Genomic DNA, 13480 nt, shown 5'->3' on the forward strand with positions numbered 1-13480 from the left:
ACGCTCAAGCCATCGCGCAGACCATCCATGATCGATAGCCGCTCACCGTAGCTCAGGTGACTGTAGCTCTTCCCCATCGCACCGCTCCCGTTCCAGCGCACCGGAGCGTGCCCTGTTGCACTTACTTTTGGAACGCGCCCCGAGAGGCGACAAGAAAAGTGCACTGTCACCGTAATGCCTTCCAATTACGGTGACAGTGCACCTAATTTCGAGCCCTGTTCCTTCCGGGGTTTTGCGCCGACGGTCCGGCGGCCGCGTGGCCACCCCGCTCAGGCCTGCTTCGCCCGTTCGCGCAGGACGAATTTCTGGACCTTGCCGGTCGAGGTCTTCGGCAGTTCGCCGAACACCACCGTGCGCGGGCATTTGAACCGCGCCAGGTTGCGGCGGCAGAAGTCGATGATGTCGTCGGCGGTCGCCTGCTTGCCGGGCCGCAGGGTGACGAAGGCGCAGGGCGTCTCGCCCCATTTCTCGTCCGGTCGCGCCACCACGGCGGCCTCCAGCACCGCCGGGTGGCGGTACAGCACGCCCTCGACCTCGATGGTCGAGATGTTCTCGCCGCCGGAGATGATGATGTCCTTCGAGCGGTCCTTCAGCTCGATGTAGCCGTCCGGGTGCATCACCCCCAGGTCGCCGGTGTGGAACCAGCCGCCCCTGAACGCCTTCTCGGTGGCCGACGGGTTCTTGAGATACCCCTTCATGACGATGTTGCCGCGCATGAACACCTCGCCGATGGTCGCGGCGTCGGCCGGCACCGGCTCCAGGGTCTCCGGGTCGGCGACCATCAGCCCCTCCAGCACCGGGTAGCGCACGCCCTGGCGGGACTTCAGGTCGGCCTGCTCCTCGATGGACCGACCGCTCCACTCCTCGTGCCAGGCGCACACCACCGCCGGCCCGTACACCTCGGTCAGGCCGTAGACATGGGTGACCTTGATCCCGAGCCGGTCCATGCCCTCCAGCACGGCGGCCGGCGGGGCCGAGGCGGCGGTCATCATCTGCACCGCCTGCGGGAAGTCGCGGCGCTGCTCGTCGGGCGCGTTCAGCAGCATCGACATGACGATCGGCGCGCCGCACAGATGGGTCACGCCCTCGTCGGCGAAGGCGTCGTAGATCGCCTGGGCCTCGACCCTGCGCAGGCACACATGGGTCCCGGCCTGGGCGGTGACGGTCCAGGGGAAGCACCAGCCGTTGCAGTGGAACATCGGCAGGGTCCAGAGATAGACCGGGTGCATCTTCATGCCCCAGACCAGGACGTTGCCCAGCGCGTTCAGGTAGGCGCCACGGTGGTGGTAGACCACACCCTTCGGGTCGCCGGTGGTGCCGCTGGTGTAGTTCAGGGCGATGGCGTCCCACTCGTCGGCCGGCCGCTCGCCGCGGTACCCGGCGTCGCCGGTGCGCAGGAACGCCTCGTAGTCGGTCTCGCCGAGCCGCTCGCCGCCCGGCCCTTCGCTGTCGTCGACGTCGATCACGATCAGCTCTCGCCGGGTCCGTCCGAGCGCCGCCTTGATGGTCGGCGCGAACTCGGTGTCGGTCAGCAGCACCCGGGCCTCGCCGTGGTCGAGCATGAAGGCGATCGCCTCGGCGTCGAGCCGGGTGTTCAGCATGTTCAGGACGGCGCCGGTCATCGGCACGCCGTGCGCCGCCTCGAAGGCTTCCGGTGTGTTGGGCAGCATGGCGGCGACGGTGTCACCCTTGCCGACGCCGCGCCTGGCCAGCGCCGAGCCCAGCCGCCGGCAGCGCTCCGCCGCCTCGGCCCAGCTGTACCGCCGCCTGCCATGCGCCACCGCCAGCCGGGTCGGGAACACCGCGGCGGTGCGGTCGAGGAACGACAGCGGCGTCAGCGGCACGTAGTTGGCGGGCGACTTGTCGAGGTCGGTATCGTACGCGTCCATGGGCCTTCGTGCGCTCTTGCGGCGAGGTCGGAACCGTAGCGCCGCCGCCGGGAGAGGGCAATGTGGCGGTGGTCGCCGATGGCGGCCGGCGGCGACGTTCGTTCGGCGACAGATGGGGTCGTTGATCTGCGTCAATGGCCGCCCGGGCGCGGTTGCCTACGGTTCGACGATCGATCGAGGTGCTCGGGCTCGGCGCCGTTCCCCCGGGCGGGCAGGAGAGTTCCGGGGGCGCGCTCCGGGTGTCGTCGGCAGGACGGCAGGGCAAACTGGAACGGACGCTCGGGCGTCCAGGAGCATCGACCGATGAAAGGGCGGCCCAGTCGAAGCGCGCTCGCCGAGCCGGCGGCGCGCGCGTGGCATTCCCTGGATCCGACGGCGGTACTCGCCGATCTGCAGGTCGACGCCGAAGGTCTGTCCTCGCCGGAGGCGGCGCGTCGGCTTGCCGAGCATGGCCCGAACCGGCTGCCGCAGGGCCCGGGCCGGCCGGCCGCCGTGCGTCTGCTCCTGCAGTTCCACAACCTGCTCATCTACATGCTGCTCGCCGCCGGCGCATTGGCGGCCGCGATCGGTCACGTCACGGACGCGCTGGTGATCCTCGCGGTCGTGGTGATCAACGCGGTGATCGGGTTCATCCAGGAGGGCCGGGCCGAGCGTGCCCTGGAGGCGATCCGCGGCATGATCGACCCGAATGCGTCGGTGATACGCGACGGCCGCCGCGTCACGGTGAAGGCCGAGGCGGTCGTGCCCGGCGACATCGTGCTGCTGGAGGCCGGCGACCGGGTGCCGGCCGACCTCAGGCTCATCCGGTCGCGCAACCTGCGCGTCGACGAGGCCGTGCTGACCGGCGAGTCGGTCCCGGTGGACAAGGCGGTCGCTCCGGTCGCCGCCGACGTGCCGATCGGCGACCGGTTCTCGATGGCGTTCTCCGGCACTTTCGTCGCGGCCGGCCAGGCAACCGGCGTGGCCGTCGAGACCGGGATGGCGACCGAACTCGGCCGGATCAGCCTGATGATCGGGGCGGTGGAGAGGCTGGCGACGCCGCTGGTCCGGCAGATGGACCAGTTCGCCCGCCAGGTGGCGGTCGCGGTGCTGGGACTCTCGGCCCTGGTCTTCGGCTACGCCGTGCTGCTGCGGTCCTATCCGCTCGACCAGGCCTTCATGGCGGTGGTCGGCCTGGCCGTCGCCGCCATTCCGGAGGGGTTGCCCGCGGTCATGACCATCGCGCTGGCGGTGGGTGTTCAGCGGATGGCGGCGCGCAACGCCATCATCAGGCGACTTCCCGCCGTCGAGACCCTCGGCGCGGTCTCGGTGATCTGCTCGGACAAGACCGGGACGCTGACCCGCAACGAGATGACCGTGCGGAACGTGACGACGGCGCTGGCCGACATCCGGGTCGAGGGAGGCGGCTACCGGCCCGAGGGCGGGTTCCGGATCGCCGACGAGACCATCGACCCGCCTGCCTACCCGGTGCTGGAGGAACTCGCCCTGGCGGCGGCCCTGTGCAATGACGCGAATCTGCGGCAGGTCGGCGAGAACTGGGTGGTGGACGGCGATCCGATGGAGGGCGCGCTGGTGGCGCTCGCCGTCAAGTCGGGTCACGACGTGGCCGCGGCACGCTCCAACCTGAAGCGGCTGGACGAGATCCCGTTCGACTCGCGCCACCGCTACATGGCCACCCTGCACGCCCGCCGGGGCCGTGAATCCGTCGCCTATGTGAAAGGCGCCCCGGAACGCATTCTCGGCATGTGCGCGTACGAGGCGACGCCCGACGGCGATCGTCCCGTCGACGCCGGGCGATGGCATGCGGCGATCGAGGCGCTGGCGGCGGACGGCCAGCGGGTGATCGCCCTGGCGCGCAGAACGCTCCCTGCCGACATGATCGACGTCGCCCCTGGCGACGTGGAGCACTACCTGACGCTGCTCGGCCTGGTCGGGCTGATCGACCCGCCGAGACCCGAGGCGATCGTCGCGGTCGCCGAATGCCGCTCTGCCGGGATCCGCGTCAAGATGATCACCGGGGATCACGGGGCGACGGCGCGTGCCATCGCGGTCCAACTGGGCATCGAAGACGATCCGAAGGCGGTGACCGGCCAGGACCTGGACCGGATGGAGGCGGCCGAGTTCCGCGACCAGGCCCGGTCGGCGACCGTCTTCGCCCGGACCAGCCCGGAGCACAAGCTGCGGCTGGTCGAGGCCCTGCAGTCGGACGGCTCGATCATCGCGATGACCGGGGACGGGGTGAACGATGCCCCGGCGCTGAAGCGCGCCGACGTCGGCGTCGCCATGGGCGGCAAGGGGACCGAAGCGGCCAAGGAGGCGAGCGAGATGGTACTCGCCGACGACAACTTCGCCTCGATCGTCGCGGCCGTCCGCGAGGGCAGGACCGTCTACGACAACCTGACAAAGGTGATCGCCTGGACGCTGCCGACCAACGGCGGCGAGGCCTTCACGATCGTGCTGGCCATCCTGTTCGGCCTGACCCTGCCGGTCACGCCGGTGCAGATCCTCTGGATCAACATGGTCACCGCCGTGGCCCTCGGCCTCACCCTGGCGTTCGAGCCGACCGAGGCCGGCGCCATGCGGCGGCCGGCACGGCCCGCCGGGCAACGGCTGCTGTCGCGGCGGCTGGTCTGGCGGATCGTGTTCGTTTCCGGGCTGATGGTCGCCGGAACCTTCGGGATCTACAGCTGGGCCATGGCCCGCGGCCTCGACATCGAGACCGCTCGTACGGTGGTGGTGAACACGCTGGTGGTCATGGAGATCTTCTACCTGTTCAGCGTCCGCTACGCTCACGGATCCTCGTTCACCTGGCGGGGCATGCTCGGCACCCGCGCGGTGCTGATCGGGGTCGCGACGGTCGCGGCGGCGCAGTTCGCCTTCACCTACCTGCCGGCGATGCAGGCGGTCTTCGAGAGCCGGCCGGTGGCCCTGGGCGACGGCGTCGCGATCGTGGCGGTAGGCGTGGCTTTGCTGGTGACCGTCGAGGCCGAGAAGTGGATCGCGGCGCGTTTCGGGCGACCGGTCTGAGCTATACCGCCACTCGTCGCCCGGCCTGCCTATCTGATCATCGCGCACGCCACCCGGGCGCCGGCGCCACCGATCGGCTGGGTCGTGTGGTCGTCGGCGTTGGCGTGCATCACCAGGGCCGAGCCGTCGGCGTCGCGCAGGCCGGCCAGCGGGGTCGGCGAGCTGACCTCGGCGTTGACCGATCCGTCGGCGGCCGCGAACACGTTCGGCAGGTCGCCGTCGTCCGGTCCCTCGGGGTTCAGCAGCCCGTGCTTCCTGCCACCGTGGTTCACGTGGCTCTTCGACGCCTGGAACTTCTGGTGGTCGGAGCAGTCGCCGACCGCGTGGAAGTGGACGCCGTGCCAGCCGGGGGTGACCTTGCCGGCCTGGACCGTGATGCGGGCGACCGTCGGCCCGGTGCCGCCGCGCAGCTCGACCTTGCCGATCTCGGTGCCGTCGTTGCCGATCAGCGGCGCCTCGACGGTGTCGGCCCGGAGCCCGGCTGTCGGCAGCGCCAGCGCGGTCGCAAGCACGATCGCAGTGAGTCTGATCATTGGAACCCTCCCGGTCGACGCGGCCGCGCCGCGTCATGGTTGCATCCACGCATGTATCTAGACCGAAGCCGGCGCGATGCAATTCCGTGCGGCGTCTCTGCGGCTGCTCTACGCTCCCGGAAAATGCGAGGGTCGCCGGGAGGATTGGCAGATGACGCAGCAGGGACGGGTCGCGTTCGGGCGCATGGAGGCGGTCAGCTTCGGCCGGCCGGCCGCCGAGGCGGTGGCGGAGGAGCTGGCGGCCCTCGGTGCCGACCGGGTGTTCCTGATGGTCAGCGGCACGCTCAACCGCGAGACCGACGAGATCGCGAAGCTGCGCCGCGCGCTCGGCGACAGATGCGTCGGGACCTACGACCGGATGCGGCCGCACACACCGCGCGGCGACGTGATCGCCGCCGCCCGTGCGGTCCGCGAGGCCGGTGCCGACACCATCGTCACCCTTGGCGGCGGGTCCGTGACCGACGCCGCCAAGGCGGTCCGGCTCTGCCTGGCGAACGGCATCGACACGCCCGAGGGGATGGACGCCTTCCGGCCGGTGATGGGGGGCGACGGCACCCTCGCCGCCCCTGCCGGCAAGGCTCCGGCGGTGCGGCAGGTCGCCGTGCCGACCACGCTTTCGGCCGGCGATTTCAGCGGGCTGGCCGGGGTCACCGACGAGCGGACCCACACCAAGGAAATCTTCCGACATTCGGGGATGATCCCGTCTGCCGTGGTCCTGGACCCGGCCGTCACCGTCCACACCCCCGAGTGGCTGTGGACGTCGACCGGCATCCGGGCGCTCGACCACTGCGTCGAGGGCGTGTGCGCGAAGGAAGCGCATCCCTATGGCGACGCCCAGGCGCTGCAGGCCCTGTCGCTGCTGGCGCGCGGCCTGCCGGCGGTGCAGCGGAACCCGGCCGACCTGGCGGCCCGGCTCGACTGCCAGATGGGCATGTGGCTGTCGATGGGACCGCTGGCGAGCGGCGTGCCGATGGGCGCCAGCCACGGCATCGGCTACGTGCTCGGCGCCATGTTCGACGTGCCGCACGGCCACACCTCCTGCATCATGCTGCCGGCGGTCATGCGCTGGAACAGGCCGGTCAACGCCGACCGCCAGGCGCTGGTCGCCGCCGCCATGGGCCGCCCGGGGGAGGATGCCGGCGACGTGCTCGACGCCTTCATCGGCGGTCTCGGCATGCCGCGCAGCCTGTCCGCCGTCGGCATCGGCCCGGACAAGTTCCAGCGCATCGCCGAGGGCGCCATGGGCACCCCCTGGGTGCCGCGCAACCCGCGCCCGATCCCGTCGCCGGCCGAGGTGCTGGAGATCCTGGAGCTGGCGGCGTGAGGGGCTGGCGCCCGTCGCATCGTGGGTTCCGGAGCCAGCCGCTTGCGCGGCTCCTCCGGAATGACGGAAGGAGGAGAGGTGGGTCGGAACAGCAGATCCCCCTCTCGTCGTCATTCCGGAGGGGGCGCGTCAGCGCCCGGCTCCGGAACCCACCCGCCGTTCCTGCTGCTGGACATTTGATCCAGCGCACGGGCGTGCCCGCGTTGCCCTGTTAACATCCGCCCCGGTCTGACGCAGGATCGAGGCCAAGCACGAGCCCGGCGCGACCCGGGCCACGACCGGATCAGGGAGGAGACATGGGCCGCTTCCACGAGGTCTATCGCCGTTCGCTCGAGGACCCCGAGGGGTTCTGGGCCGAGGCCGCCGAGGGCGTGGCCTGGACCCGGCGCTGGGACCGGGTGCTGGACGACTCGAAGTCGCCGTTCACCCGCTGGTTCGTCGGCGGCGAGACCAACACCTGCTACAACGCGGTCGACCGGCACGTCGAGGCCGGGCGCGGCGGGCAGCCGGCGCTGATCTACGACAGCCCTGTCACCGGCACGGTCGCGACCTTCACCTACGCCGAGCTGCAGGACCGGGTCGCCCGGTTCGCCGGCGCGCTGCGCCGGCTCGGGGTCGGCTACGGCGACCGGGTGATCCTGTACATGCCGATGATCCCGGAGGCGGTCGTCGCCATGTTGGCGAGCGGGCGGATCGGCGCGATCCACTCGGTGGTGTTCGGCGGCTTCGCGGCCAAGGAGCTGGCGACCCGCATCGACGACGCCAGGCCGAAGGTCATCGTGTCCGCCTCCTGCGGCATCGAGGGCCAGCGGGTGCTGCCCTACAAGCCGCTGCTGGACCGGGCGATCGAGCTGTCGGCCCACAAGCCCGAGCGCTGCGTGATCAAGCAGCGCCCCCAGGCCGAGGCCGAGCTGGTCGCCGGCCGCGACCTGACCTGGGAGGACGCCGAGGCGGGTGCCGAGCCGGCAGCCTGCGTGCCGGTGAAGGCGACTGACCCCGCCTACATCCTCTACACCTCCGGCACCACCGGCCAGCCGAAGGGCGTGGTGCGCCCGACCGGCGGCCACCTGGTGGCGCTGAAATGGTCGATGAAGAACATCTACGACGTCGACCCCGGGGACGTGTACTGGGCGGCCTCGGACGTCGGCTGGGTGGTCGGCCATTCCTACATCGTCTACGCGCCGCTGTTCCACGGCTGCACCACGGTGCTGTACGAGGGCAAGCCGGTCGGCACCCCGGACGCCGGCGCGTTTTGGCGGGTGATCGCCGACCACAAGGTCAAGGTGATGTTCACCGCACCGACCGCGATCCGCGCCATCAAGAAGGAGGATCCCGACGGCAAGCTGCTGGCGAACTACGACCTGTCGCATTTCCGCGCGCAGTTCCTGGCCGGCGAGCGCTGCGACCCCGACACCCTGAAATGGTGCCAGGACAAGCTGAAGGTCCCGGCGGTCGACCACTGGTGGCAGACCGAGACCGGCTGGCCGATCGCGTCCAACTGCCTCGGCATCGAGGAACTGCCCTACAAGCCGGGCTCGCCGACCCATTCGGTGCCGGGCTGGAACGTCCAGGTGCTGGCGCCCGAGGGCACGCCGGTGCAGCCGAACGAGATCGGCGCGATCTCGATCAAGCTGCCGCTGCCGCCGGGCGCGCTGTCGACCCTGTGGAACAACGACGACCGCTTCGTGCAGAGCTACATGACCGAGTACCCCGGCTTCTACCAGACCGGCGACGCCGGGCTGATCGACGACGACGGCTACCTGCACGTCATGACCCGGACCGACGACATCATCAATGTCGCCGGCCACCGGCTGTCGACCGGCGGCATGGAGGAGGTGCTGGCCAGCCACCCGGACGTTGCCGAATGCGCGGTGATCGGCGTGGCCGACGACCTGAAGGGCCAGGTGCCGCTCGGCTTCCTGGTGCTGAAGGACGGGGTGAACAAGCCGCACGACCAGGTCGTGAAGGAGGTGGTGGCGCTGGTGCGCGAGCGCATCGGCCCGGTCGCCGCCTTCAAGGTCGCGACCGTGGTGCAGCGGCTGCCGAAGACCCGCTCCGGCAAGATCCTGCGCGGCACCATGCAGAAGATCGCCGACGGCCAGGAGCCGGGGGTACCTGCCACCATCGACGATCCGGCGATCCTCGGCGAGATCGCCGAGTCGCTGCAGGGCGTCGGCTACGCGAAGAAGGGGTGACGGCGATGGCTGGAGCAGGGCGCCTGGCCGGCAAGGTGGCTGTGATCACCGGCGCGGCGCGCGGCATCGGCGCGGCGATCGCCGAGCGGTTCGCCGCCGAGGGTGCGAAGGTGGTGGTCGCCGATATGGACCCGATGGCCGGCGACGCGGTGGTCGGGCGGATCAAGGAGGCCGGCGGCGAGGGCCGGTTCGTGGCCTGCGACGTCACCCGGCGCGACCAGGTGGCGGCGCTGATGGACCACGCCATCGCGGCCTACGGGTCGCTCGACGTGGTGTGCGCCAACGCCGGGATCATCCACCACACCCCGTTCCTGCAGCTCGACGACGAGACCTTCGATCGGGTGATAGCCGTCAACCTGAAGGGCGTGTTCCACACCGGCCAGGAGGCGGCGCGGCGGATGGTCGACCGCGGCATCCGCGGCGTTATCGTCAACACCGCATCGATCAACGCGGTGATCGTCCCGCAGGGCCTGGCGGCCTACAACGCCTCCAAGGGCGCGGTGAACCAGCTGACCAAGACCATGGGCGTCGAGCTGGCGCCTTACGGCATCCGGGTCAACGCCATCGGCCCGGGCAGCGTGGCCACCGACCTGTTCCGCTCGGCCATGCTGACCGACGACGGCGCCATGGAGCGGCTGCGCGCCCGCACCCCGCTGGGGCGGCCGGCCGAACCGTCCGAGATCGCCGGCGCCGCGCTGTTCCTGGCGACCGACGACAGCGCCTACTTCACCGGCCAGACCATCTACCCCGACGGCGGCCGGCTGGCGCTCAGCCACGTCATGCCGAAGGAATAGGACGTGCCGGAAGCACCCGGGACATGGCGCTGTCCCGAGTGCGGGATGGCCGGCCGGGTGATACTGGCAAACGAGTTGTGCCTGTTCCTGCAGGAACCGCAGCGGGTGCTGGTCGGCTCGGGCCTCATCTTGCCGCGCGCCCATCGGCCGACGCTGTTCGATCTCGACGCGGACGAATGGGTGGCGACGCACTCGCTGCTCCGGCAGGCGCGCGAGCTGCTCGACGGGCTTCACCGGCCGCAGGGCTACAACGTCGGTTGGAACGTCGGCGCCACCGCCGGGCAGGAGATCTTCCACGCCCATCTGCACGTCATCCCGCGCTTCGAGGACGAGCCGCTGGCCGGCAAGGGCATCCGCTACTGGCTGAAGCAGCCCGGCAACGCCCGGCCCGGATAGGGCCGTTCACGCCGTCCCGGCCAGCGGGTGCTCGAAGATCCGGTCGGCCGTGACCCGGCGGCGGCGCATGTGGCGGTGCTCGAGGTCGGCGTCGGCGAGCGCCCGGGGCAGATCGGCCCCGTGCACCGTGGCGCCGAGGCTTCCGCCGGACGGGGTGATGTCGGTCATGGCAGTGCCGTCCGTTCGACCACCGGATTCTCCAGCGTGCCGATGGCCGGGCAGGCGATCTCGACCCGGTCGCCCGGCTGCAGGAAGACCGGCGGCTTGCGGAACGCGCCGACCCCGTCGGGGGTGCCGGTGGCGATCACGTCGCCCGGCTCCAGGGTCACATAGCGGCTGACATAGGACAGGATCGCCGGCATGGAAAAGATCATGTCGCGGGTGTTGCCGTCCTGCATGAGCGCGCCGTTGACCCGGCAGGTCAGCTGCAGGTGGCCGGGATCCGGGATCTCGTCGGCGGTCACCAGCCACGGGCCCATCGGGCAGAACCCGTCCATCGACTTGGCGAAGCTGGTCTGCGGCGGCTTCACGTCGAACTGGAACTCGCGGGCCGAGACGTCGTTCAGCAGGGTGTAGCCGGCGACGTGGTCGAGCGCATCGGCTTCCGCGACGTCCCGCATGGTCCGGCCGACCACCACCGCGATCTCCGCCTCCCAGTCCAGCTTGGTGACGGTCGCCGGTTTCTCGATGGCGCCGCCCGGGCCGGTGACCGAGGACGGCACCTTGGTGAACAGCCGCGGCTTCTCCTGGGCCTCCAGCCCGCCCTCGGCGGCGTGGGCGCCGTAGTTCCGGCCGACGCCGATGATCTTGCCGGGACGCGGGACCGGCGCCAGCAGCCGGACGGCGTCGAGCGGGATGCCCTGCGCCCGGTTGCCGCGCGCCGCGCCCGCGATCACATCGAGGCCGCCGCGCAGCAGGGCGATCATGTCGGTGGCGGCGGCGCCGAAATCGGCGGCGTCGACCACCCGCCCGCCCCGGACGAGACCGACCCGGGTCGCACCGGCGCGTTCGTAGGTGACGAGTTTCATGAACGCATTCTGCCACGCCTGCCGCCCGGCGCCACGCCCGCCGCCCGGTCCGCCTCAGAGCATGCGCCGATAGACCACGAAGCCGGTGTCCTGCGCCACGCTGTCGTACAGCCGCCGGGCCGTCGTGTTGGTCTCTTCGGTGAGCCAGTAGACCCGGTCACCGCCGGCGGCCCGGGCGCGCACGCAGACCGCCTCGATCAGCGCCCGGCCGACGCCCTTGCCGCGGGCCTCGGGCAGCGTGAACAGGTCCTGCAGGTAGCAGTTCGGCCCGATCAGCGTGGTGCTGCGGTGGAACAGGTAGTGGACGAGGCCGAGCAGTTCGCCGTCCTGCTCCGCCACCAGTGCATGGACCGGCTCCGCCGGGTCGAAGAACCGCGCCCAGGTGGTCCGGGTGATCTCCGGCGCCAGGGCGGTCGGCCCGGATCGCCGGTAGAACGCGTTGTAGCCGTCCCAGAGCGGCAGCCACCGCCCGTGGTCGTCCTGTTCCACCGCCCGGATGATCATCGCCGTCTCCGCTGCCGTTGTGCCGGTCTCCGGGGTGCGCGAATTTGCGGTGGCTGGCGAGGGCCAATTCCCGCGACGACCCCCGAGCCAACCGGCGCGGGGGGAGCGGCGGTTAGCGGCTCCGCGGGGCGTGGGTGCGCATCTGGTGCTCGACCGAGTCGACCTGGCCGATGCGCAGCGCGAAGCGGCCGTGCAGCCGCTCCAGGGTCTTCTCGGACACCATCGGCATCGGGATCCGGCGGTCCAGGCAGAAGCCGATGAGCGCGTCGAGGACCTCGGCACTGGTGAACGGCACGACGGAGGGCACGCCGTCGCCGGTGTCGACGAGCAGCCGCCCGTTGTTGACCTTCTCGCCGACCGGCTCGGCACCGACCGGCCGGCCGGCCGGCAGGGCCTTGCCCGTCTTCTTCGCAAGGGCCGCCAGGGCGGCTGCCGATTCCTCGGGCGAGAAGACCAGGAAGCGAAACTCGTCTGGCATCGCTTGTCTCGTGCAATCGCCGCCACATGGCGGCTAAGGTCCCGAACAATAGCATTCCGCGGGCGCCGCGGCCTTTGATGGAATTACGTAGTCGCCCGGCGTCCCGGGGACAATCGTCCCGATTTCGGGCGCGATGGCGGGCAGCAGTCGCAGCGCGGCCAACCGGCCGGAGGAGGAACCATGATGTACGGCGGGTGGGAAGGCCACGGCCTGGGGCCGTTGCTTCCGATGCTGGTGATGGCGGTGCCGTTCGCGATCGGCAATTACCTGCTGGCCCGACGCCTCGGGCAGACCCCGTGGCTGTGGGCGGCGGTCACCCTGATCCCGGTGGCGAACTACTTCTTCATGATCTTCGTCGCCTATATGGTGGTGTTTGCGGTGCTCGACCGGCTGGCGGCGTCCCGCGACGCTGCCGGGACCGCCGCAGACTAGGCTTGGCCCGCCGGGCGGTTGCGGCTTGGCTCTAAGCGGAGCGCGTGTTCCGTGGCATCGGAAGGCGCCAAGCCGACCGCGATGGAGCCCCCCATGACCGCCCGCACCAACCACCTCGGACAGCCGATCGGCGACCCGGTTCCGGGCTGGATGCCGCGGCCGCGCCCGGGCCGCTCCCCCATGGTCGGGCGGACCGTGCGGCTCGAGCCGCTGACGGTCGCGGACCACGCCCGGTCGCTGTTCGAGGCGGTGTCCGCCGACGTCGAGGGCGGGATGTGGACCTATCTCGCGGTCGGGCCGTTCGGCGACGACCGGGCCGGGTTCGACAAATGGATCGCGCAGTGCGAGACGAGCGAGGATCCGCTGTTCTATGCCGTGGTCGAGCTGGCCAGCGGCCGCTGCCTCGGCTATGCCAGCTATCTGCGGATCGAGCCGGCGGTCGGGGTCATCGAGGTCGGCCACATCACCATGTCGCCGGCCCTGCAGCGCACGGTGATGGCGACCGAGACCATGTACCTGATGATGGCCCGGGTGTTCGACGAACTCGGCTACCGGCGCTACGAATGGAAGTGCGACAGCCTGAACGCGCCGTCCCGGGCGGCGGCCGACCGGCTCGGCTTCCGGTACGAGGGACTGTTCCGGCAGGCGACCCTCTACAAGGGCCGCAACCGCGATACCGCCTGGTTCTCGATCCTGGACTCCGAATGGCCGGCCCTAAGGGCGGCGTTCGCCCGCTGGCTCGACCCGGCCAACTTCGACGCCGAGGGCCGGCAGCGCGAGAGCCTGTCGGACCTGACGGCCTCGGCCCACGCCTCGCAACCGCACGTCTGACCCGGGTGGCGCCGGTCACCCGGCGTCGGAACCGATCGTTCCCCTGCCG

The 13480-nt window shown here is 70.9% G+C and carries 13 protein-coding genes; 7 read left to right on the forward strand and 6 right to left on the reverse strand.

The genetic code is table 11. The features are described from left to right. Positions 1-269: 269 nt before the first annotated feature. Positions 270-1889 (reverse strand): acyl-CoA synthetase, encoded by a 1620-nt coding sequence (locus tag RIC31_RS00005; RefSeq protein WP_350099738.1) that lies wholly within the window; start codon positions 1887-1889, stop codon positions 270-272. Between the two features lie 303 nt (positions 1890-2192). Here RIC31_RS00005 and RIC31_RS00010 point away from each other — a divergent pair, with 303 nt between their 5' ends. After that, a complete protein-coding gene (locus tag RIC31_RS00010) occupies positions 2193-4916 on the forward strand; it encodes a cation-transporting P-type ATPase (protein WP_350099740.1) in 2724 nt (907 codons plus the stop codon). Between the two features lie 29 nt (positions 4917-4945). On the opposite strand, the gene RIC31_RS00015 is transcribed toward RIC31_RS00010, so the two are convergent. Beyond that, positions 4946-5449, reverse strand: coding sequence for a superoxide dismutase family protein (locus tag RIC31_RS00015; protein WP_350099742.1), 504 nt, complete (start codon positions 5447-5449; stop codon positions 4946-4948). A 151-nt stretch (positions 5450-5600) separates the two neighbouring features. Between RIC31_RS00015 and RIC31_RS00020 the strand changes: the two genes are divergently transcribed. From RIC31_RS00020 to RIC31_RS00035, 4 genes are all read left to right on the forward strand, one after another. After that, on the forward strand, positions 5601-6773 hold the full coding sequence (locus RIC31_RS00020) for an iron-containing alcohol dehydrogenase (protein WP_350099744.1): 1173 nt from the start codon (positions 5601-5603) through the stop codon (positions 6771-6773). 296 nt (positions 6774-7069) lie between these two features. After that, positions 7070-8968, forward strand: coding sequence for a propionyl-CoA synthetase (locus RIC31_RS00025; RefSeq protein WP_350099746.1), 1899 nt, complete (start codon positions 7070-7072; stop codon positions 8966-8968). Positions 8969-8973: 5 nt separating this feature from the next. Then, entirely contained in the window at positions 8974-9762 is a 789-nt protein-coding gene (locus RIC31_RS00030; RefSeq protein WP_350099748.1) for an SDR family NAD(P)-dependent oxidoreductase, read from the forward strand. A 57-nt stretch (positions 9763-9819) separates the two neighbouring features. Next, positions 9820-10158, forward strand: a complete 339-nt coding sequence (locus tag RIC31_RS00035; RefSeq protein ID WP_350099750.1) for an HIT family protein — start codon at positions 9820-9822, stop codon at positions 10156-10158. 6 nt (positions 10159-10164) lie between these two features. Here the strand turns inward: RIC31_RS00035 and RIC31_RS00040 are convergent, their stop codons facing one another. The 4 genes from RIC31_RS00040 to RIC31_RS00055 form a co-directional block, all read right to left on the reverse strand. Further along, on the reverse strand, positions 10165-10326 hold the full coding sequence (locus tag RIC31_RS00040; RefSeq protein ID WP_350099752.1) for a hypothetical protein: 162 nt from the start codon (positions 10324-10326) through the stop codon (positions 10165-10167). After that, positions 10323-11186 (reverse strand): fumarylacetoacetate hydrolase family protein, encoded by an 864-nt coding sequence (locus RIC31_RS00045; RefSeq protein ID WP_350099754.1) that lies wholly within the window; start codon positions 11184-11186, stop codon positions 10323-10325. Before RIC31_RS00045 ends, RIC31_RS00040 begins: the two co-directional genes overlap by 4 nt. Positions 11187-11240: 54 nt before the next feature. Beyond that, positions 11241-11690, reverse strand: coding sequence for a GNAT family N-acetyltransferase (locus RIC31_RS00050; RefSeq protein WP_350099757.1), 450 nt, complete (start codon positions 11688-11690; stop codon positions 11241-11243). A gap of 112 nt (positions 11691-11802) precedes the next feature. Continuing rightward, positions 11803-12168 (reverse strand): hypothetical protein, encoded by a 366-nt coding sequence (locus RIC31_RS00055; RefSeq protein WP_350099759.1) that lies wholly within the window; start codon positions 12166-12168, stop codon positions 11803-11805. 180 nt (positions 12169-12348) lie between these two features. Between RIC31_RS00055 and RIC31_RS00060 the strand changes: the two genes are divergently transcribed. Together RIC31_RS00060 and RIC31_RS00065 are read left to right on the forward strand one after the other, a co-directional pair. Continuing rightward, positions 12349-12600: a hypothetical protein gene (locus RIC31_RS00060; RefSeq protein ID WP_350099761.1), complete on the forward strand. Its 252-nt coding sequence runs from the start codon at positions 12349-12351 to the stop codon at positions 12598-12600. Positions 12601-12693: 93 nt separating this feature from the next. Next, a complete protein-coding gene (locus tag RIC31_RS00065) occupies positions 12694-13431 on the forward strand; it encodes a GNAT family N-acetyltransferase (protein ID WP_350099763.1) in 738 nt (245 codons plus the stop codon). Positions 13432-13480 lie beyond the last annotated feature (49 nt).

Origin of the sequence: Thalassobaculum sp., assembly GCF_040219615.1 — a bacterium.
Taxonomy (GTDB): Bacteria; Pseudomonadota; Alphaproteobacteria; order Thalassobaculales; family Thalassobaculaceae; genus Thalassobaculum_A.

Excerpts from the sequence above, each read along its gene's own strand:
- RIC31_RS00005 (WP_350099738.1), bottom strand. The coding sequence starts at position 1,889 with ATGGACGCGTACGATACCGACCTCGACAAGTCGCCCGCCAACTACGTG.
- RIC31_RS00010 (WP_350099740.1), top strand. The coding sequence starts at position 2,193 with ATGAAAGGGCGGCCCAGTCGAAGCGCGCTCGCCGAGCCGGCGGCGCGC.
- RIC31_RS00015 (WP_350099742.1), bottom strand. The coding sequence starts at position 5,449 with ATGATCAGACTCACTGCGATCGTGCTTGCGACCGCGCTGGCGCTGCCG.
- RIC31_RS00020 (WP_350099744.1), top strand. The coding sequence starts at position 5,601 with ATGACGCAGCAGGGACGGGTCGCGTTCGGGCGCATGGAGGCGGTCAGC.
- RIC31_RS00025 (WP_350099746.1), top strand. The coding sequence starts at position 7,070 with ATGGGCCGCTTCCACGAGGTCTATCGCCGTTCGCTCGAGGACCCCGAG.
- RIC31_RS00030 (WP_350099748.1), top strand. The coding sequence starts at position 8,974 with ATGGCTGGAGCAGGGCGCCTGGCCGGCAAGGTGGCTGTGATCACCGGC.
- RIC31_RS00040 (WP_350099752.1), bottom strand. The coding sequence starts at position 10,326 with ATGACCGACATCACCCCGTCCGGCGGAAGCCTCGGCGCCACGGTGCAC.
- RIC31_RS00045 (WP_350099754.1), bottom strand. The coding sequence starts at position 11,186 with ATGAAACTCGTCACCTACGAACGCGCCGGTGCGACCCGGGTCGGTCTC.
- RIC31_RS00050 (WP_350099757.1), bottom strand. The coding sequence starts at position 11,690 with ATGATCATCCGGGCGGTGGAACAGGACGACCACGGGCGGTGGCTGCCG.
- RIC31_RS00055 (WP_350099759.1), bottom strand. The coding sequence starts at position 12,168 with ATGCCAGACGAGTTTCGCTTCCTGGTCTTCTCGCCCGAGGAATCGGCA.
- RIC31_RS00060 (WP_350099761.1), top strand. The coding sequence starts at position 12,349 with ATGATGTACGGCGGGTGGGAAGGCCACGGCCTGGGGCCGTTGCTTCCG.
- RIC31_RS00065 (WP_350099763.1), top strand. The coding sequence starts at position 12,694 with ATGACCGCCCGCACCAACCACCTCGGACAGCCGATCGGCGACCCGGTT.